Annotated in this window: 16 protein-coding genes; 6 read left to right on the top strand and 10 right to left on the bottom strand. The window is 66.1% G+C overall.

Going from position 1 to position 20,074, the window contains the following annotated elements; translation table 11 throughout:
• The first annotated feature begins 5 nt into the window (after positions 1-5).
• Positions 6-2,051, top strand: a complete 2,046-nt coding sequence (locus HU752_RS00895; protein ID WP_186686440.1) for a 2Fe-2S iron-sulfur cluster-binding protein — start codon at positions 6-8, stop codon at positions 2,049-2,051.
• Positions 2,052-2,252: 201 nt separating this feature from the next.
• Here HU752_RS00895 and HU752_RS00890 read toward each other — a convergent pair whose 3' ends face one another.
• Positions 2,253-3,755 carry an aldehyde dehydrogenase family protein gene (locus HU752_RS00890; protein WP_186686430.1) on the bottom strand — a complete coding sequence of 501 codons (1,503 nt, stop codon included), beginning with the start codon at positions 3,753-3,755 and terminating at the stop codon, positions 2,253-2,255.
• Positions 3,756-3,847: 92 nt separating this feature from the next.
• Positions 3,848-4,474, bottom strand: coding sequence for a LysE family translocator (locus tag HU752_RS00885; RefSeq protein ID WP_186686427.1), 627 nt, complete (start codon positions 4,472-4,474; stop codon positions 3,848-3,850).
• A 148-nt stretch (positions 4,475-4,622) separates the two neighbouring features.
• On the opposite strand from HU752_RS00885, the gene HU752_RS00880 reads away from it, so the two are divergent.
• A complete protein-coding gene (locus HU752_RS00880) occupies positions 4,623-5,105 on the top strand; it encodes an Lrp/AsnC family transcriptional regulator (protein WP_186686584.1) in 483 nt (160 codons plus the stop codon).
• Here the strand turns inward: HU752_RS00880 and lpdA are convergent.
• The 8 genes from lpdA to HU752_RS00840 form a co-directional block, all read right to left on the bottom strand.
• Positions 5,102-6,502, bottom strand: a complete 1,401-nt coding sequence (gene lpdA / locus HU752_RS00875; RefSeq protein ID WP_186686424.1) for a dihydrolipoyl dehydrogenase — start codon at positions 6,500-6,502, stop codon at positions 5,102-5,104. The genes HU752_RS00880 and lpdA overlap by 4 nt on opposite strands.
• A 448-nt stretch (positions 6,503-6,950) precedes the next feature.
• On the bottom strand, positions 6,951-7,883 hold the full coding sequence (locus HU752_RS00870; protein ID WP_186686421.1) for a phosphatidate cytidylyltransferase: 933 nt from the start codon (positions 7,881-7,883) through the stop codon (positions 6,951-6,953).
• A gap of 1 nt (position 7,884) precedes the next feature.
• Positions 7,885-8,505, bottom strand: coding sequence for a lysophospholipid acyltransferase family protein (locus tag HU752_RS00865; RefSeq protein ID WP_017903007.1), 621 nt, complete (start codon positions 8,503-8,505; stop codon positions 7,885-7,887).
• 9 nt (positions 8,506-8,514) lie between these two features.
• On the bottom strand, positions 8,515-8,970 hold the full coding sequence (locus HU752_RS00860) for a hypothetical protein (RefSeq protein ID WP_186686419.1): 456 nt from the start codon (positions 8,968-8,970) through the stop codon (positions 8,515-8,517).
• The gene (locus HU752_RS00855) at positions 8,960-10,321 is read right to left on the bottom strand and encodes a phosphatase PAP2/dual specificity phosphatase family protein (protein ID WP_186686416.1); all 1,362 of its coding nucleotides are present in this window, start codon (positions 10,319-10,321) and stop codon (positions 8,960-8,962) included. Before HU752_RS00855 ends, HU752_RS00860 begins: the two co-directional genes overlap by 11 nt.
• Positions 10,318-12,075 carry a bifunctional alpha/beta hydrolase/class I SAM-dependent methyltransferase gene (locus tag HU752_RS00850; RefSeq protein ID WP_186686413.1) on the bottom strand — a complete coding sequence of 586 codons (1,758 nt, stop codon included), beginning with the start codon at positions 12,073-12,075 and terminating at the stop codon, positions 10,318-10,320. Before HU752_RS00850 ends, HU752_RS00855 begins: the two co-directional genes overlap by 4 nt.
• Before the next feature lie 55 nt (positions 12,076-12,130).
• A complete protein-coding gene (locus tag HU752_RS00845) occupies positions 12,131-12,751 on the bottom strand; it encodes a CDP-alcohol phosphatidyltransferase family protein (RefSeq protein ID WP_186686410.1) in 621 nt (206 codons plus the stop codon).
• A 237-nt stretch (positions 12,752-12,988) separates the two neighbouring features.
• Positions 12,989-13,327, bottom strand: coding sequence for a hypothetical protein (locus HU752_RS00840; protein ID WP_186686407.1), 339 nt, complete (start codon positions 13,325-13,327; stop codon positions 12,989-12,991).
• A gap of 683 nt (positions 13,328-14,010) precedes the next feature.
• Between HU752_RS00840 and hflK (HU752_RS00835) the strand changes: the two genes are divergently transcribed.
• From hflK (HU752_RS00835) to HU752_RS00820, 4 genes are read left to right on the top strand one after another with little or no spacing between them, the layout of a single operon-like run.
• On the top strand, positions 14,011-15,963 hold the full coding sequence (hflK, locus tag HU752_RS00835; RefSeq protein WP_186686404.1) for a protease modulator HflK: 1,953 nt from the start codon (positions 14,011-14,013) through the stop codon (positions 15,961-15,963).
• On the top strand, positions 15,960-17,033 hold the full coding sequence (gene hflC, locus HU752_RS00830; RefSeq protein WP_437182319.1) for a protease modulator HflC: 1,074 nt from the start codon (positions 15,960-15,962) through the stop codon (positions 17,031-17,033). Before hflK (HU752_RS00835) ends, hflC begins: the two co-directional genes overlap by 4 nt.
• Entirely contained in the window at positions 17,030-18,088 is a 1,059-nt protein-coding gene (gene hflK, locus HU752_RS00825; protein WP_186686401.1) for a protease modulator HflK, read from the top strand. Before hflC ends, hflK (HU752_RS00825) begins: the two co-directional genes overlap by 4 nt.
• Positions 18,085-19,995 (top strand): cation-translocating P-type ATPase, encoded by a 1,911-nt coding sequence (locus HU752_RS00820; RefSeq protein ID WP_186686398.1) that lies wholly within the window; start codon positions 18,085-18,087, stop codon positions 19,993-19,995. Before hflK (HU752_RS00825) ends, HU752_RS00820 begins: the two co-directional genes overlap by 4 nt.
• Positions 19,996-20,074: the final 79 nt, after the last annotated feature.

Raw genomic sequence — 20,074 nt, 5'->3', positions numbered from 1 at the left:
TCGCGATGAATCAGTCCGGTGCTTCACCCTGGCATGCAGGCGAACGGCAGATGCAGGAGCGGGTCGGTGTTGCCGAACGGATGGCCGAACTGGGCACCCGGGTGGTCCGCGACTACATGCCGGACCAGCATCGCGATTTCTTTCGGCAACTGCCGTTCATGCTGTTCGGGGCCGTCGACGAGGAAGGAAGGCCCTGGGCAAGTCTGTTCGAAGGCGAGCCAGGCTTCGCCTTTTCTCCCGACCCCAAGTGCCTGCGGATCGACAGTTTTCCCCAGCCCGAAGACCCGGCCCACGACGCCGTGCGGGCAGGGGCAGCCCTGGGCCTGTTGGGCATCGAACTGCACACGCGGCGGCGCAACCGGCTCAATGGGCGCATCCGCAGCCTGGGGGAGCAGGGCCTGGATGTCGTCGTGGAACACAGCTTCGGCAATTGCCCACAGTACATTCAATTGCGCCAGTTCGAGCGGGTGGCGCCGGTCGACCCGACGCAACGGATCGTCCAGAGAGGGACCCGCCTGGACCCGCCGGCGACGGCGATGATTCGCGCCGCCGACACCTTCTTCGTCGCCAGCTATGTCGATGTCGACGGAGCTCGTTCGGTCGACGTTTCCCACCGGGGCGGGCAAAGCGGCTTCGTCCAGGTGGAAGGCGACTGCCTGACCATCCCGGACTTTGCCGGCAACCTGTTCTTCAACACCCTGGGTAATCTGCTGGTCAATCCACGGGCCGGCCTGTTGTTCATCGACTTCGACACAGGCGACCTGCTGCAACTGAGTGGTCGCACCGAGATCATTCTTGATGGTCCCCTGGTGAAAGCCTTCCAGGGTGCCGAGCGTTTGTGGAAGTTCCACGTGGAACATTTTGTCCGGCGCCCGGCTGGTTCCACCTTGCGCTGGAAGTTCGAAGGTTTTTCTCCCAACAGCCTGATGACCGGTAATTGGCAGCAGGCCGCCGCGCGTTTGCAGGCTGAAGCGTTGGGCAATAGCTGGCGGCCGTTGCGCATCGAGCGGATCGTCGAGGAAAGCCGGAACATCCGCTCGCTGTATCTGCAGCCGACCGATGGGGCAGGGAGCCCGTTGTTCCTGGCCGGGCAGCATCTGCCGTTGCGGTTCAACATCGACGGGCAGACTCATATTCGGACCTACAGCCTGTCCGGAGCGCCATCTGATCCGTTTCTGCGGATCAGCGTGAAACGTGATGGGCGGGTGTCTTCGCATATCCACGATCACCTGCAAGTAGGCGATCTGCTTGAGGCGAGAGCGCCACAGGGACACTTCACCGTGGCGCCGAGTGCGCCGCGTCCGCTGGTGTTGCTGGCGGCAGGTGTCGGCATCACGCCGTTGCTGTCGATGCTGCGGGAGGTGGTGTACCAGGGCAAGCGCACGCGCCGAATGCGTCCGAGCGTACTGTTCCTCAGTGCCCGTTCACTGGCGGAGTTGCCCTTCACCGCGGAACTGGATGAGTTGCTGGTGCGTGCTGGAGAAACGGTACGGGTGGTGCGCCTGCTCAGCCAGCCCGAGGCGCAGGCAAGGCCGGGGACGGATTACGATCTGCCCGGCCGACTGAGTGTCGAGGTCATGCAGCAGGTACTGCTGATCGATGATTACGACGCGGTGGATTTCGTGCTTTGCGGGCCGGGCGGTTTTACCCAGGGTTTGTACGATCAACTGCGTGACCTGGATATTCGTGATGAGCAGATCCATGCCGAAACCTTCGGGCCCTCCACCCTGCGTCGGCGGTTGGACCCGGGCGCCCGGCAGATCGAGCAACCGCCGGCGGCGACCGTTGCGGTGCCAGTGTTGTTCCACGCCTCGGCGAAGGAAGCCCGTTGGCAACCGAAGGGCGCGAGCCTGCTGGAGTTGGCGGAGAGTCGTGGATTGCGTCCGGAGTTCAGTTGCCGGGGTGGCTCATGCGGCACCTGCAGCACGCGGTTGATCAGTGGTCAGGTGCATTATCCGCAACCCCCGTCGGAGATGCCGGGAGAAGGGCAGGTACTGATCTGTTGTGCGGTGCCGGCCCAAGGCGAAGAGCCGTTGGTGCTGGATCTCTGAACCATAAGGTTCTTCAGATCGTGCCCATGCGGAGCACCAGATCGTTCCCGCGCGGAGCACCAGATCGTTCCCATGCGGAGCACCAGATCGTTCCCACGCTCCGCGTGGGAATGCCTCTCAGGACGCTCGGCGTCCGCTCTTGTGACGCAGAGCGTCACGGGCTGGGTTCCCACGCGGAGCGTGGGAACGATCAAGCGGCGATCAGCGGCGCAGGCTGGTATCGACCTGGCTCATCCGGCTGCGCAGGGTGAACACCCCGTCACCCGAAAGAATCGCACCACGGGCGAACAAGCGGCCGTTCTCCCAGTTCGAGAGGCCCAGCTCCGGTTTGTTCAGTGCGTACTGGCCGTCGACCCAACGGGTGAATCCGTCGCCCACGAACGGCGCATTGATGCTGTTGTAGAAGTAGTCGTGAGCCTGGCGATCGGCGCTGAGCAGCGACACGGTGAACTGCGGGCTGTAGCGATTGAACAGGGCGATGGCCTGGTCCAGGTCGTCGACGATCTTCAGGCTGACTTCCGGCGTGTCCTCCCATTCCCACTCACGGCCCAGTTGTGCCTCGGGCAGGATTTCGACCTGGGCCTCTTCCTGGTCACCCTCGGCGCGGCGAACCGTCACCCGGGCCTGCAGCCACTGTTCGGGCAACACGCCTTCGTCGCCGCTGACCACGTGCAGCTTGCAGTTCTGGCCGCGGGCCTTGCCGGCCTCGCTCAGTGCCTGGAGGAACACCGGCACCAGTTCCGCCGCACGCTGGCGGTGGATCACGCAGACGTTCAGGGTGTTGCAGACCTTGCGGTCGAGGGAGTTGCGCACCACGTCGGCAAACCGGGCCGCATCGGCGTCCTGATGGGCGACCAGCCAGGCACCGCCAGTACCGTGCAGGCTGACGACGGTGCCGGCCTGTTGGGCGATGCCGCCGAGCTGTTTCACCGCATGGCCCGAGCCACGGGCGACCGCCAGGGACAGGCGGCGATCAGCGAACATCGCCCAGCCCGCCGCACGGTCGAGGCTTTCCACCAGTGACACCGCACCTTCCGGCAGGCCGGCTTCCCGCAGTGCGGGCGCCAGGGCGTGCCTGACGATTGCCTGGGCGGTGCCGAGGGCATCGCTGCCGATACGCAGCACGGCGGTATTGCCGGTGCGCAGGACGCCCGCGGCGTCGGCGAAAACGTTGGGCCGGCCCTCGAAAACGAACGCCACCACCCCCAGCGGCGCGACCACCTGTTCGACTTTCCAGCCTGCGTGTTCCACGGACTCGCGCACGCGTCCGCGAATCAGCGGCGCATCACGCCAGGCGCGCAGCCCGGCGATCATGTCGCGGCGCATGGCCTGGCTGGTCGCCAGGCGGGTGGTGGAGCGTCCCAGTGCCTGGGCACGGGCCAGGTCGGCCTGGTTGGCGGCCTCGATCAACGCCCAGGACGCATCGGTTTCCAGATGCCGGGCGAACAGGTCGAAGAAGTGACTGATGGCTTCATCCGAAACCTGTGCCAGCGCGGTGAAGGCGTTCTGTGCTGCACCGATGGCGTCGGCGGCGAGCTGTTGCACCGACTGTGGAATCAGCAGCAGTTCACCGCTGCCCTGATCGACCAGCAGGTGATCGCCCGGCTGGAAACGCTCGGCCAATTCCGGCGGGACCGGGGAAACCCGATTACCCGCGTAGAGAATGGGAGTGCCGGCGATAAGACGATCGAGCGTGCTGGTCATGGTGACTGGACTGCCTGAATAAATGAGGAATGAAATGTATAAGAAAAACGCCGTTGGCTCACCTGCTAACGGCGTTTGTCATGTAGGAAGGTTCAGGCTTGCTGGATGAAGGCCAGGCGCGCGGCGAAACCGATCAGCAGGCCGCCGAACAACCATTGCTGCAGGCGCTGGGCCCGCGGGTTGCTGTCCAGCCAGCGGCCGATCCAGGCGCCGGTCAGGGCATAGGCGCTGTCGAACAGCAGGCCGACCACCACCAAGGTAGCACCGAGCCCGAGGAACTGGGTTCCGACGCTCCCGGCCTGGGTGTCGATGAACTGGGGCAGCAACACCGAACAGAACAGCAGTGCCTTGGGATTCAGCAGATTGGTCAGCAATCCCTGGTGAAAGGCGGCCCGCCAACCGAGCTGGCTCGAACGTGCCGCCGGGTCCTCGATCCCGAGATTGCCCAGTGTGCCGGGGCGCAGCATGCGTACGCCGATCCATAGCAGGTAGGTGGCACCCGCCAGGCGTACCAGGTCGAAGGTCCATGGCGCCGCCTTGAACAACGCCGCCAGGCCCAGCGCGGCGAGACCGACATGGCAGGCCCGGGCCACGGCCAGCCCCAGTGCCGTGGTGAGAGCCAGGACGCGACCATGGCGGGCGCCGGTTTGCAGCAGCAGGATCATGTCGGGACCGGGGAGCAGATAAACCATCGCCAGCGCGAGCAGGTAGAGGAGCATCGTGGCCGTTCTCTGGGTTGAAGGTGGGAAACAGGAAAGAGTCTATGCTGGAAGGCCAGGGCAGGTGCTTGCGTATTCGACCCTGCACGGGCTTAGACTTGGCACAAAATGCCAACAGAGACAAACTAGGTAGCCAGATATGCCAAAAATCAAACTCGACGCCTACGACCGCAAGATTCTCGCCGCGCTGCAACGCGATGGCCGCCTGAGCAACGTCGAGCTGGCCGACGAGATCGGCCTGTCGGCTTCGCCATGCCTGCGCCGGGTACGCATGCTCGAAGAGGCCGGGGTGATTCGCGGCTACCAGGTGAACCTGGATCGGGATGAGGTCGGGCTGGGGCTGACGGTGTTCGTCGGGGTCAAGGTCGAGCGGCATCATGAAGCCGACGCCGAGGCATTCCGGCTGGCGGTCACGGCCTTGCCACAGGTGATCTCGGCGTTTCTGGTGTCCGGCGAGTCGGACTTCCTGCTGCAGGTGGTGGTCCCCGACCTGCGCGCCTACGAACGTTTTCTTACCGGCGAACTGCTGCGCCTGCCGGGTGTACGCGACATCCGTAGCAACTTCGCGATCCAGGCGGTGAAGACGCCCGGACCGCTGCCGCTTGATCATCTTCCCATGCGAGTCGACTAGATCTGCGTTGCCAGGCCTTGCACGTTCATCGCTGCCTGGCGCAAGGCTTCCGAGCGTGTCGGGTGCGGATGGCAGGTCAGGGCGATGTCCTCGGCCGAGGCCGAGAACTCCATGGCCACGCAGTATTCGCCGATCATTTCGCTGACGCTCGGGCCGACCAGGTGCACGCCGAGAATCTCGTCGGTCTGGGCATCGGCCAGGACCTTGGCGAACCCTTCGGTCTCGTGGTTGATCTTGGACCGGCTGTTGGCGCTGAAGGGAAACTTGCCGGTCTTGTAGGCACGGCCTGCGGCCTTGAGTTGTTCCTCGGTCTGGCCGACGCTCGCCAGTTCCGGGCGGGTGTAGATCACGCTGGGAATCAGCGCGTAGTTGACCTCGGCGGCCTTGCCGGCGATCCGTTCGATGCAGGCCATGGCTTCGTCCTCGGCCTTGTGGGCGAGCATCGGCCCCGACGTGACATCGCCGATCACCCAGATGCCCGGCACTTCGGTGCGATGCCCCTGGTGCGCGAGCAGGCCTCGCGGGTCGGTAGCGAGGCCGACGTTCTCCAGGCCGAGGCCGCGGGTGAAGGGACGGCGACCGATCGCCACCAGCACGTAGTCGGCCTGGATCAGCTCGGCTTCGCCGCCGGCGGCCGGTTCGACACTCAACTGCACGCCGCTGGCCGAGGGGGTGGCACTGGTCACCTTGGTGCCGAGCCTGAAGCCGATACCCTGCTTGGAGAGGGCGCGTTGCAGGGTCTTGCCGGTCTCCAGGTCGGTGCCGGGACAGATGCGGTCCAGGTACTCGACCACCGTGACCTGGCTGCCCAGCCGGCGCCACACCGAGCCCAGTTCCAGGCCGATCACTCCGGCACCGATCACCACCAGGTGGCGCGGTACTTCGGGCAGTGAAAGGGCACCGGTGGAATCGAGGATACGTTGGTTGTCGATCTCCACGCCGGGCAGCGGTGTCGGTTCGGAGCCAGTGGCGATCACGATGTCCTTCGCCTGCAACCGGCTCGTCTGGCCGTCGGCGGCCGTCACTTCCACTTGCCCGGGCCCGGTGATACGGCCCCAGCCCTTGATCCACTCGACCTTGTTCTTGCGAAACAGGTATTCGATGCCCTGGGTCAGGCTGGCGACGCTGTCGTCCTTCTGTTTCATCATTTGCGCCAGGTTGAGGCTGGGCGTCACCTCGATGCCAAGGTTGGCCAGTTCGCCGCGGGTGGCCGCCTCGTAGAGTTCGGAGGCGTGCAGCAGGGCCTTGGAGGGCATGCAGCCGACGTTCAGGCAGGTGCCGCCGAGGGTTGCGCGGCCTTCCACACAGGCGGCCTTCAGGCCCAGCTGCCCGGCGCGGACGGCTGCGTTATAGCCACCGGGGCCTCCCCCGATGATGATCACGTCGTAGTTACTCATGGTCGTTCTCCTGCCAGCGCATACATCAAGGGATATAAAATATTATAATCATAATATGAGCGCGTGGAAGGATGTCGGTCAAGCGCTTGTCTTGCCAACGCCGATCGTTCCCACGGTCCCCGTGGGAATGTCTCCCGGGATGCTCCGCGTTCGCACGGATGACGCGGAGCGTCAGGGGCAGCATTCCCACGCGGAGCGTGGGAACGATCGGATGCGCGCATCTGCGAACGCCGGTCAAGTTGCCAAGACCGCCACCCGGTGGCGAGCGGGCTTGCCCGCGCTCGGCGGCGAAGCCGTCGTGGGACGAGGCACCGGGTTTACCTGGGACACGGTGATCACTTTTTCAGGGCGCGCTTCGCGCGCCAGCGCGGGCAAGCCCGCTCGCCACAGGACCGTGTTCACCACAGGACCGTACTTGCTACCAGCTGTTATCGCCTGGGCGCCGCCTTCAGGTCCACCAGTAGCGCACCAGGTGGAAGAAGATCGGTGCGGCGAAGCACACCGAGTCCAGTCGGTCGAGCATGCCGCCGTGGCCCTCGATCATGTGGCCCCAGTCCTTGACCCCACGGTCGCGCTTGATCGCCGACATGACGATGCCGCCGGCAAAGCCCAGCAGGTTGATCAGCAGCGCGATCAGCAACGCCTGCCAGGGCTTGAACGGGGTGATCCAGAACAACGCGCCACCGATCAGCGAGGCCAGGGTGATGCCGCCGACGAAGCCTTCGACGGTCTTCGAGGGCGACAGGTTGGGGGCGATCTTGCGCTTGCCGAACAGCTTGCCGCAGACGTATTGCAGCACGTCCGACAGTTGCACCACGATCACCAGGTAGGCGATCAGCAGCAGGTTGCGGCCTTCGTAACCGGCGATATCGAGGGTCAGCAGGGCCGGTACGAACGACACGCAGAACACCGCGATCATCAACCCCCACTGGACCTTCGAGGCGCGCTCCAGGAAGTGCGTGCTGTCGCCACCGAGGGAAGCGAGGATCGGCAGCAGCAGGAACACGTAGACCGGGATGAAGATCGAGAACAGCCCGTACCAGTCGGAGTAGATCAACAGGTACTGCAACGGCAGCGCCAGGTAGAACGCCGCCACCAGCGCCGGGTAGTCGCTGCGCCGGGTCGGTGTCAGGGTCAGGAATTCGCGCAGGGCATAGAACGACACCGCGTAGAACAGCAGGATCACCGCGCCGGTGCCGAGCCAGAAAGCGGTGCCGATCACCAGCACCATCACCCACCAGGCGTTGATCCGTGCGTTGAGGTTGTCGATCACCGCGTTCGGCGTCTCGCCGGCGCGGCGCTTGAGGACGAAGCCGATCAGCGAAGCCAGGACCAGGATCATGCCGATCCCGGCGAACAACATCAGGGTTTGCCTATCCATCTCAGTGTTGCTCCGGAGCCAGGGCCAGCAGCGCATCGCGGCTGCGTTTCAGGAAGTCTTCCTTGCTTTCGTCTTCTTCGAGTCGTAGCGGTGCACCGAAGGAGGTGGTGCACAGCAGCGGCAGGGGCAGTACGCGGCCCTTGGGCATGACCCGGTTGAGGTTGGCGATCCACACCGGGATCAGTTGCGCCTGTGGATAAGCCCGCGCCAGGTGGAAAATCCCGCTCTTGAACGGCAGCAGGCCCTCGTCCTGGTTGCGGGTGCCCTCGGGAAAGATGATCAGCGAGTGGCCCTGTTCCAGCGCATCGAGCATCGGTTGCAGGGGGTTATCCCCAGGCTCCTTGCGCTCGCGGTCGATCAGTACACCGTTGAACACCCGGCGAATGATGTAGCGGCGCAGCGCGCTCCTGTTCCAGTAGTCGGCACCGGCGACGGGGCGTGTCAGTGCGCGCAGCGCCCGCGGCAGCGAGGCCCAGAGCAGCACGAAGTCGCCGTGGCTGCTGTGGTTGGCGAAGTAGATGCGCTGCACCGGGTCGGGCGCGCAACCTATCCACAGGCTGCGCGCGCCGGTGATCAGGCGCGCGGCAGAGGTGATGCTGGTGGCTACCAGGGGTTCGAGCATGACGATTCCTTATCCGGCGAAAGGCAGCCAGGGGCTGGCCAGGATGACGATCAGGGGCGGGAAGAGCTGTAGCGCCAGCCACAGCGCCTGGCGCTTGAGCAGGCGCAGCGCGCCGCGGCTACGCTCGCGCCAGGGGCGGTTCGGGGCCTGGCGCGGTTGCAGGCCAAGGTCCTGCAGGGCCGTGTCCAGCGCTTCGGTGCGGTCGCCCAGGGCGCTTGGGTCGCTGGCCATCAATTGGAACAGGTCGGCGTCGAAGGCCACCCGGAACGCCCAGTATTTCTGCAGCAACCCCGACAGCACCAGCCACAGGCCGAGGCCCAGGCACCAGGGGCTGAGCGTGCCGATCAGCAGCGGGGCCAGGCCCAGCAGGACGCCGAGCAGGGTCAGCCCTGTGGATAACTGATCCAGCGAGCGGCCCCGGCGCAGCAGGCTGGCGACGACATGCAGGGGGATATCAGCGGGCATCGACGATCCTCAGGCGGGCCGGAGGCTCGCCGGGTTGCAGGTGGATCATGGCTTCCAGCGCCTGGCGATGCGCCGGCTGCAGGACCACGTCCGGGCGGGCTGCGCGGATCAGCGCCAGGGCCTCGTCGATTTCCCGGGCCCGGCCGCTGTACAGCAGCCAGGCCGCAACGGCCGTGGCGCTGCGTGAATAACCAAGAGCGCAGCAGACCAGCAGCGGCCCGTGCTGGCGCAGTTGCTCGATGCTCAGGGCGGCTTCCCGGCACTGTTCGGCGGACGGCGCGACCAGGTCCAGCACCGGGATGTTCCGGTAGGCTCGACCCTCGGCGGCCAGGGGCAGTTCGGCGCACAGATCGACGATGGCCTTGAACGGGCTGTCGCGCAGCTCGGCGCGGCTGGGCAGGCGCCCGAGCCAGAGGTTATCCACAAGGTGATCGGGCTGTGGATGAGTTCTTGTCCACAAGCGTGAGTTGATCCAGGCGCTGGCCCGGTAGGGTGCGAACAGCCAGCGGGCAGCGGGGCTCAGGCTGCCATCGACCCGCTTCTGGAAGCCCTGGGCACCGAGCAGCGCGTAGTTGAGGGCCACCAGCAGCAGGGCCAGCGCCGGCCAGAACAGCCACAACGCGGCTCCGGCGAAATACCCGGCGGCAACGGCGAGCAGTACCGCGCCCAGCCCGTAGCGCGCCGCCAGGCGCAAGCGCTGCCCATCGCGGGCCAGGCGCGCCACCGCCAGCGGGCTGGGGCGATCGTCCGGCCACAGCCAAACGCACAGCCAGCCGGCCAGGGCGCCGGTGGGCACGTCGATGAAGTGGTGTTGATAGGTGGTCAGCACCGAGAGGCCGATCAGGGCGAACCAGCCGTGCACCAGCCAGCGCGAGGCGCCGTTGAAATGCCGGCGGTACATGACCCAGAGGATCACCAGCAGGGCGATGTGCAGCGACGGCGCCTGGTTGAACGGCTTGTCGAAGCCGGCCAGCACCGCGAACAGCCAGCCGAACAGGCCATCCAGCGGCGGCCGGGCGAAGGTGAAGGTCAGCGGCCAGAGCAGGAAGCACGACACCGCGATGACCTGCGCCGTCAGCAGGCGCAGGGCATGCCGGTCCAGCTCGCGCCTGCTGCGCGGCAGCAGCAGCGACAGGCCGTACAGCAGGTCGATCGACCAGTAGGGCACGATGGTCCAGGCCCAGAACGGTATCTGGCTTTCCCAGCCGAACACGTAGCTGCCGACGTCGCTGCGCTGGCTGGTGTACCAGGTGGCGAAGCCATAGCTGCCAAAGAACAGCGGTGCCAGCAGAAGCAGCCAGAGCACGGCGCGCTTGAGCAGGCCGGCCTCGCGCGCGGTGGCGTCCATCATTGCACCCGTTGTGCCAGGGACACGCTGAAGATCCCCCATTCATCAACCCGCTGGGTGATCTTGCGGAACCCGGCGGCTTCCACCAACTGGTCCATTTCCGCCTGGCTGCGTCGGCGCATCACCCAGGCCTGGCCCTGGCGATGGCTGGTCAGCGCACGGGCGATCAGCTCCAGTTGCGGGTGCCAGGGTTGCCCGGTGTAGACCAGGTAGGCCCCCGGTTCACAGGCCTCGGCCAACCCGGCGAGGGAGTTGCCGACCATGCCGTTGTCGGCGAACAGCTCGTAGAGCCCCGACACCACCGCCAGGCTGGGCTTGGGCTCCAGCGCGGCGAGGTCGGCGCGGTCGAAGGCGTCGCCCTTGACGAAGCGGGCGATCTCGCCCAGGCCCTTTTCGGCGATCAGTGCACTGCCGTCGCGCACGTTGATGTCGCTGTAGTCGCGCAGCAGGATCGATTCCGGCAGCGGCGTGACCCCCTGCAGCGCCTCGAGGATATAGCGCCCGTGGCCGGCGGCGATGTCGACGATGCGCACTTGGCGACCCTGCTCGCGCAGCCGGGCCATGGCCAGGCGCAGCAGTTCCTCGACATGCAGCTTGCGTTGGCGGATGCCACGCCAGCCGATCGAGTTCAGGTAGTTCTGGTCGATCATCCGGCCCAGCGGGCTGTGTCCGGTCGGCTGGTTGCGGTAGACATAGTCCAGGGTGCTGCCGGAGTCGAAGCCGGTGTCGAAGCCGAGCTTGACCCCGGCCGACAGCTTGCCGCCCACGGCCATGCCGGCGCGGGTCAGGCGCCAGTACAGGTCGCGTGGCGAGTTGTGCGGCAGCGGGGCGGCCAGTGCTTCCGACTCGGCGCAGGTTTCGCCGATGCGGTCGGCGTCGAGCAGGCTCGGGCGGTTAACCGGGCTGAGGAAGCCCTGCTCGATGAACCGTCGGGCCCGGCTGACCGCCAGGTGCCGGTCGCGTTCGCCGAGGGTGTCGTGGAAGAACCCCGGCAGCACGTGCAGTTCCTTTTGCAGGCTGCCCAGGCGCTGGAAGAACTGCTCCTGCGGCTTGCGGTGGACCACGAAGTCGGCGCCGGAAATCAGCACCTGGGTCGGCACCTGGATCGCATTGGCATCGGCGACCACCCGCTCGGCGGCCTCGTACAGGCCGAGCAGCACGTTGACCGAGATCGCCTTGGTGATCAGCGGGTCGCTGTCATAGGAGGCGATGCGTTGCGGGTCATGGCTGAGGAACTTGGCCTTGACGTAGCTGTTGACGAAGAAGTTGCCGCGAAAGCGTCGCAGCAGGGCCAGGCCCGGGCGGGCGAAGGGCACGTAGAGCTTGACCTTGAAGGCCGGCGAGGCGAGCACCAGGGCGCGGATCTTCGGCGCATAATCATGCACCCAGGTGGCGACGATCACCGCGCCGACGCTCTGGGCCACCACCGCGATGTTTTCCTCGGCAATACCGAAGGTCGTGCCCAGGTGATCGCAGAAGGTCTGCACATCGCGCACGCTGGTGGCAAAGCTCGGGCTGTCACCGCGTTCACCGGGCGACTGGCCGTGGCCACGTGCGTCCCAGGCAAAGAAATCGAATTCCGGCAGGTCCAGTTCGTCCACCAGGTGGGCGATGCGCCCGGAGTGCTCATGGCCACGGTGGAACAGCAGGATGGCCTTGCGCGGTTCACCGGCGACCGGTGCGGTGGCCGGCCAGTGGCGATAGAACAGCTCGACGCCATCGTGGGTACTGAAGGTCTGGGTTTGCTCGTCGCGCATCGCAATATCCTTGTGCCGTGTCGCAGATCGTTGGAGGACCCATGGGGCCCGCTTTCTATTCAGGTAGCTGTGAACTGGCTTCTTTCAGGCCCTGGCGGACACGATTGACCAGCGTGACCACCAGCAGTGCAGCAATCAGCAGGAACAGGCCGTTTATCCACAGGGGCTGGAGCAGGCCGAAGGTGACCCCGGTGGCGATCACGCCGAGGGCGAAGGCCCGGTCGCTCTTGCCCATCGGGCCGTCATAGCGACGCGAGACGCCGACCAGCGGTGCCATCACCCCGGCGTATTCGCTGAACAGCGCCAGCAGGGTCACCAGCAACACCGCCGGCAGGCTGATCCCGGGCAGCAGGGCAAACGGCAGGATCAACGCGCTGTCGGCGATGATGTCGCACAGCTCGTTGAGGTAGGCACCGAGCTTCGACTGCTGGCCGAACTCCCGGGCCAGCATGCCGTCGATGGCGTTCAGGGCCATGCGCAGGATCATCCACAAGGGGATGAGCAGGAAAACCCAGGCGTGATGGGCGAAGGTCGCCACCAGCGCGCCAACCAGCAGGGAAATCAAGGCGGCGCAGAGGGTGACCTGGTTGGCGGTGGTGCCATTGTCGAACAGGCGCTGGACCACGGGTCGCAACAGGTTCTGGAAGCGTGGTTTGAGCTGATAGATCGAGGGCATGAAAGCGACGGTCCTTGTCTGAGAGGGCTCGGGTCCGGAAGGGTGATGTCAGGCATAACCGTTTATCGGCAAAGTGAACGAATTATTGCCATAAATAACTGAGGCTGACATTAGCTTCCGGCTAAAAATCCGTGCGGCCATGCACATTCGAGAAACAAACTGGGAAAGGGCCCGCTACGAAGCAAGGGGCAAACCCTGAATCCAGGCTGGGGCGCCCGGATTCAGCGACGGCAGGGGTCAAATTGATAGCTTATTGCTAGTATTGCTCAGGGCTGGATCTTCCAGGTAGGTCACCTGTGGATAACGCGAATCGCTGTGGAAGCTGATACGCGGACCTCGGACGGTGATCAGGTTGGCGTCGACTTTTATGCAGAGGGTCTGGCCACTCCTGAAGGTCAGGCGATGGACTTTCTCGTTATCTTCCTGGCGTATCTCATGACTGATCACATCCAGCAGGTTATTCAGTGCCAGGCGTGAGCCGGGTTGGTTGATCGTCAGGCAACTGACTCCGCTGGAGGCGCCGAAAGGCCCGGAAGGCGGTTGGAAAAAACAATACTGGTTCAAATCACGACTCATGGCGGCTCCGTCGCTGGGGTGCGCGCTGAGTGTTGGTGATAGATACACCAGCACGCACGATGAGGTGTCAAGTGTGTTTGCCGTTTGGCCTGTCGTTATAATTTATTGCAATGTATTTATTTTAAGGGATGACCCGTCAGTATGAGTTGTCGCGTGGGCAACCGGCGGTAAAGCCACTGTGGTCTTTTATTGCAAGATTTCGGTAATTACCCGAGATTCCACTTTTAGTTTTATCGTTTTCAAGATAATAAAAGTGTGTTCCGGATAACGGGATGTTAGTCATTGGTGATTCGCCAATCAAGTCACACACTGGCTGGATTTTGTTACGTTGCCGCTGTTTATAATTATAAGAGCCGTTTTATCTGTAGGATTTATATATTGTGTATGTAAGTAATGTCTTGGGATATTTGAGTTAAACCGGAAAACAGCTTCTGCCTGGTTCAATCGGATTTGTCCCGGCTTCGTTGCGAGTCTCGCCAGGGGAGGGCTCACAGCGCTGGCCGGACCTGCTGACGCACTACAAAAAACGCCCTGGCGGACGAAAAATTCACCCTTTCTGTTATAAGGTAACTAAATGTTTCAGGGTGAAGGTGCCCGGTGACGCCATGGCCTGACGTCGCACCGGGAGACCGGCTCTTTTAGTGATGAATGACCTCGGTGGCTGCGCCGGGTCTGGAGTGGACATGCGAGTGGATCTTGAAGCGCTGGAGGCCGACCTCGACAGCCTGCCACGCTTCCAACGGGCGGGCGTGCAGGCCCGACAACTGCGGCGCCTGGGCATCGGCCTGACGGTGCTGGCGCTCAGCGGCCTGGTGCTGGGGTTCTTCGTCGGGCTGTTCGCCCCGGCGTCGATCTGGCCGACCCTGCTGAACAATAACGCTGCCGCCTTGCTGGTGCTGGTCGCGACCTTGCAGTCGGCGGCGGGCGTGGCGCGTTGGCGCGAGCAGGCCAGGGTGCCCGGTGAAGTCGAGCCGTCCGCGCCCGCGCCGGCCGAGCCGGAGGGTGCCTACGAGCGCCTGCTGGCGCGGCTGGACCGCCTGTGGCGCAACGCCCTGGCGCAGATCGGCCCGGCGACGCTGTGGCTCGCCGGCTGGGCCTTGCTGGCACTGGTGAGTGTCGAGCAGACCTGGAACCTGGCATTGGCCGGCGCGAGCCTGGGCCTGAGCGGCTCCGTGGCGGCAGCGCTGGGCCTGTTGCTGGCGTTTGCCCTGCTGGTGCTGGAGCGCCAGCTGGCCCAGGCGCATGCCGCCGAATGGCCGGAAGCCGAGGCCCTGGCCCAGCTCGTCCGGGTGGCAATCGGCGTGCAGGTGGCCAGTGCCCTGTGCCTGTTGTTCAGTGGACCGCAAAACCTCTGGCCGGTGCGCCTGCTGACGCTGATCGGCCTGTTGCCGGCACTGGTGGCGGCGGAGCTGCTGTTGCGGGCCGTGCTGTCTTTGTTCAGTCCGCGGCGCGATAGCCTGGAGCCGCGGCTGGTGGCGACCAGCTTCATCGCCGGCCTGCTGCGCTGGCCGCCACAGCCATTGCTGGCGCTGCAGGATGAGCTGCACAACCGCTTCGGTATCGACCTGCGCCAGGTCTGGGCCTTCAGCTACATGCGCCGGGCGTTCGCGCCGGTGCTGCTGGTGGTGCTGGCGGTCGGCTGGCTGTTGAGCGGAGTCAGCGAGGTGCCGTTGCAGGGGCGCGGCATCTACGAGCGTTTCGGCAAGCCGGTGGAGGTTTTCGGCCCCGGGCTGCACGTCGGCCTGCCATGGCCATTGGGACGGGTGCTGGCGGTGGAGAATGGTGTCGTCCACGAGTTGGCGACCAGCGTCGATGCGGCGGCGCCCGCGCTACCCGATCCCGCCGAGGGCGAGGCGCCGGCCAGCGCCAACCGCCTGTGGGACGCCAGCCACGTGAACGAGAAATCCCAGGTGATCGCCAGCAGCAGCGGTGACCGCCAGGGCTTCCAGGTGGTCAACATGGACGTGCGTTTTGTCTACCGTATCGGCCTGAGCGACCAGGCCGCGCTGGCCGCCACCTACAACAGCGCCGATGTGCCGACGCTGATCCGCAGCACCGCCAGCCGGGTGCTGGTCCATGATTTCGCCTCGCGGACTCTCGATGGCCTGCTCGGCGAACAGCGCACGGCACTCGCCGATGATATCGGTCGTGCGGTGCAGGCCGATTTGCAGCGCCTGGACAGTGGCGTGGAAATCCTTGCCACGGTGGTCGAGGCGATTCATCCGCCAGCCGGCGCGGCGAATGCCTATCACGCGGTGCAGGCGGCGCAGATCAGCGCCCAGGCCCTGATTTCCCGCGAGCGCGGTGCCGCCAGCGAGCAGGCCAACCAGGCGCAGTTGCAGGCCAGCATCGTCCAGGACCAGGCCCAGGCCAGCGCCCATGAGGTGCAGGCCACTGCCCGTGCGGCGGACCTGCGTTTCAGCGCCGAGCGCCAGGCCTATGCCCGGGCCGGCCAGGCGTTCGTGCTGGAACAGTACCTGGCGCAACTGAGCCAGGGGCTGGGCAAGGCCAGGCTGCTGGTGCTCGACCACCGCCTGGGCGCCAACAGCGCCCCCACCATCGATCTGCGTTCATTCACGCCGCCGGCCGACCCGATGCCCGCGCGTAAAGCCGTTCAGCCAGGAGTCACCCCTTGAGCCTGTCCCACTCTCATTCCCACGATCATCACGATCACGGCGACCACGATCATGCCGGTCATGCTCACCACCACGGGCACCACCATCATCATGGGCACCCTCACCACCATGGCGAGGCCGGCAGTGGCGGGCCGTTCCCGTGGCGGCGCATGGGCTGGGCACTGCTGCTGATCCTGTTCGCGGTCGCGGCGGCGAGCCTGGTGCAGGTGCGTTCCGGCGAGGCGACGGTGATCACCCGCTTCGGCAACCCGTCGCGGGTGCTGCTCGAACCGGGCCTCGGCTGGCGCTGGCCGGCGCCGTTCGAGGCGGCGATTCCGGTCGACCTGCGCCTGCGGACCACCTCCAGTGGCCTGCAGGATGTCGGTACCCGCGATGGCCTGCGCATCATCATCCAGGCCTACGTGGCCTGGCAGGTCCAGGGCGATCCGCAGAACGTCGAGCGCTTCATGCGCGCGGTGCAGAACCAGCCGGACGAGGCGGCACGGCAGATCCGCACCTTCGTCGGTTCGGCACTGGAGACCACTGCGGCCAGCTTCGATCTGTCGAGCCTGGTCAATACCGATGCCAGCCAGGTGCGCATCGCCGATTTCGAGGCGCAACTGCGCCAGCAGATCGACCAGCAACTGCTCTCGACCTATGGCGTAAAGGTCCTGCAGGTCGGCGTCGAGCGCCTGACGCTGCCTTCGGTCACGCTCTCGGCCACCGTCGATCGCATGCGGGCCGAACGGGAGACCATCGCCACCGAACGCACCGCGGTCGGCAAGCGCGAGGCCGCGCAGATCCGCTCCGCCGCCGAACGCGATGCGCGCATCCTGCAGGCCGATGCGACGGTCAAGGCCGCCGACATCGAGGCGCAGTCGCGGGTCGAGGCGGCGCAGATCTACGGCCGGGCCTACGCCGGTTCGCCGCAGCTGTACAACCTGCTGCGCTCGCTGGACACCCTCGGCACCCTCGTCACCCCGGGGACCAAGCTGATCCTGCGCACCGACGCGGCACCGTTCCGGGTGTTGGTCGACGGGCCGCCCACCGCGCTCGACAAGCATGATGGCAAGACCGGGTCGCAGCCATGAGTGAACACCCGGAACCGACAAGCGGCCTGGACAGCCCGTGGATCCAGGCCGGGCGCCTTGCGTTTCTCGGCCTGTACGGGGTCACCGTGCTGGCGGCGCTGGCCTGGGCCTTTTCCAACGTGCGGCAGATCGATCCGCAGGAGCGCGCGGTGGTTCTGCGCCTCGGGGCGCTGGAACGTATCCAGAACGCCGGGCTGCTGCTGGCCTGGCCACGCCCGTTCGAGCAGGTGGTGATCCTGCCGGCAGCGGACCGGGTGATCGAGCGACGCGTCGAAGGGCTGCTGCGTTCCGATGCGGCGCTGCAGGCCGATCGCCAGGCGACCCTGGCGACGCCGGTCAACGACGCTCTGGCCGGCTCCGGCTACCTGCTGACCGGCGATGCCGGTGTGGTGCAGCTGGATGTGCGGGTGTTCTACAAGGTTACTGATCCCTATGCCTTCGTGCTCCAGGCCGAGCATGTACTGCCGGCGCTCGACCGGATCGTCACCCGCAGCGCTGTGGTCCTGACCGCCGCGCGGGACCTGGACACCATCCTGGTCGCCCGGCCGGAGCTGATCGGCAGCGACAGCCAGGCCGCCGAGCGCCGCGAACGCCTGCGTGGCGATCTGCTGCAGGGGATCAACCGACGCCTGGCCGAGTTGGCGGCGAGCGGGCAGGGCATTGGCGTCGAGGTGGCGCGAGTCGACGTGCAGTCGAGCCTGCCGGGCCCGGCGGTGAACGCCTTCAACGCGGTACTGACCGCCAGCCAGCAGGCCGACAAGGCCGTGGCCAACGCCCATAACGAAGCGGCCAAGCTCGGCCAGTCGGCGACCCAGGAAGCCGATCGGCTGGTGCAGGTCGCCAAGGCCCAGGCCAGTGAACGGCTGGCCAAGGCCCAGGCCGATACGGCGACGGTGGCGAGCCTGGCCAAGGCCCAGCAGGACGGCAGCGATCCGGGCCTGTTGCTGCGTCTGTATCGCGAGCGCATGCCGAAGATTCTCCAGCAGGCCGGGTCGGTGACCACGGTCGACCCCCGGGACGATTCCCGCCTGATCATCCAGGGAGCAGAGCAATGAGTGCATCGACCACGGCCACTGCGCCGGCCAGCCTGCTGAGCAGCGCCGAACAGCGCAGCGCGGCGCGCCAACTGCTGCTGGCGATGCTCGCCCTCGGCCTGCTCGGGCTTGGGCTGGCGTGGCGCTGGCTGGCGCCTGGTCAGGTCGGGGTCAGCCAACTGTTGCTGGGCGTGGCCTCGGTCCTGGTGGCGGTGCCGGTGATGCGCTCGGCCTGGTACAGCCTGCGCTACCCGAGCCTGCATGGCATCACCGACCAACTGATCGCCCTGGCGATGCTCGGTGCCTGGGCCACTGGCGACCTGCTGACCGCCGCCTTGCTGCCGATCATCATGATCTTCGGCCACGTGCTCGAGGAGCGCAGTGTCATCGGCTCCCAGGAGGCCATCGGCGCCCTCGGCCGGCTGACCCGCAGCCATGCGCGGCGGGTCCAGGCCGATGGCAGCGTGATCGAGGTGGACAACGCCACGCTCAAGGCTGGTGACCAGGTCGAGGTCCGTGCCGGTGACCGGGTGCCGGCCGACGGCGTGGTGCTGTCCGGCCAGGCCAGCCTCGATACCGCGCCGATCACCGGTGAATCGGTACCGCTGGAAGCGAGTGTCGGCGTGCAGGTGTTCGGCGGGGCGATCAACCTCGACGGGCTGCTGCGCATCGAAGTGACCCGTACCGGCCACGAATCGACCCTGGGCAAGGTCATCGCGCTGATGCAGAGCGCCGAACGGGCCAAGCCGCCGATCACGCGGCTGCTGGAGCGCTATGCCGGCAGCTACATGGTGCTGGTGTTGATGATCGCCGCGGTCACCTGGTTCATCACCAACGACGCCCAGGCAATGCTGGCGGTGCTGGTGGCGGCCTGTCCCTGTGCGCTGGTGCTTTCGGCGCCGGCCACGGCGATTGCCGGGATCGCCGTGGCGGCGCGGCACGGCATCCTGATCCGCAGCTCGGCGTTCCTCGAGGAGTTGGCCGACCTGACCTCCTTGGTGGTCGACAAGACCGGCACCCTGACCTACGGCAGCCTGCGCCTGCAGTCGCTGCAGACCGAGATCAAGGACCGGGAGCCGCTGTTGCGGCTGGCGGCGAGCCTCGGTTCGGCCAGCAGCCACCCGGTCAGCCGGGCGCTGGCCGGGCTGGTGGAGCCGGCCGAACCCGTCCAATTGAGTGACGTGCACGAGCGCCAGGGGTTGGGCGTGGTTGCCCAGACCGCCCAGGGCCAGGCGGCGCTGGGGCGGCCGGAGTTGTTCAGCCAACTGGCGATCGCCACCACGCCGGTGCCGGAGCACGACGGGCCGATTGCCGGCCTGGCCCTCGACGGTCGTTTCCTGGCCTGGCTGCTGCTGGCCGACAGCACCAAGCCCGAGGCCCGGCATGCGCTCGGTGAGCTGCGCGAGCTGGGCCTCGGTCGGCAACTGCTGCTGACCGGCGATCGCCAGAGCGTGGCCGACAGCCTGGCGCGGGAGGTCGGGGTCAGCGATGTCGTGGCCCAGGCGTTGCCTGAGGACAAGCTAAAGCGTGTGCTCGGCGAGATCGACAGCGGCTTCCGACCGATGGTGGTGGGCGACGGCATCAACGATTCGCTGGCCCTCAAGGCCGGGGTGGTCGGGGTGGCGATGGGCGCAGGTGGCGCGGACATCGCCCTGGCCTCGGCGGACGTGGTGTTGATCGGCAGCGACCTGCGCCGCCTGGGTACTTGTGTGCGCCTGAGCCGCCAGTGCCGGCGGACCCTGCAGGTCAATGTGGTGATCGGCCTCGGCTGGACCCTGGCGATCGTCGCGGCGGCGGCCTTCGGCTGGCTGGGCGTGGCGGGGGCGATGATCGCGGCGGTGCTGCACAACCTCAGCACCCTGCTGGTGTTGGGCAATGCCGGGCGGTTGCTGCGGTTCCAGGAGCCGTTGCTCAAGCTCCCCGAGTGATTCCGGGCTTGGGCACTCACCTCTGTAGGAGCCGTGTTGGCTCCTCGACAGGAGGCAAACACCATAAACGTGATCGTTC

The organism is Pseudomonas vanderleydeniana (genome assembly GCF_014268755.2).
GTDB classification, from domain to species: domain Bacteria; phylum Pseudomonadota; class Gammaproteobacteria; order Pseudomonadales; family Pseudomonadaceae; genus Aquipseudomonas; species Aquipseudomonas vanderleydeniana.
This window is presented reverse-complemented; position numbering and strand designations above follow the sequence as displayed.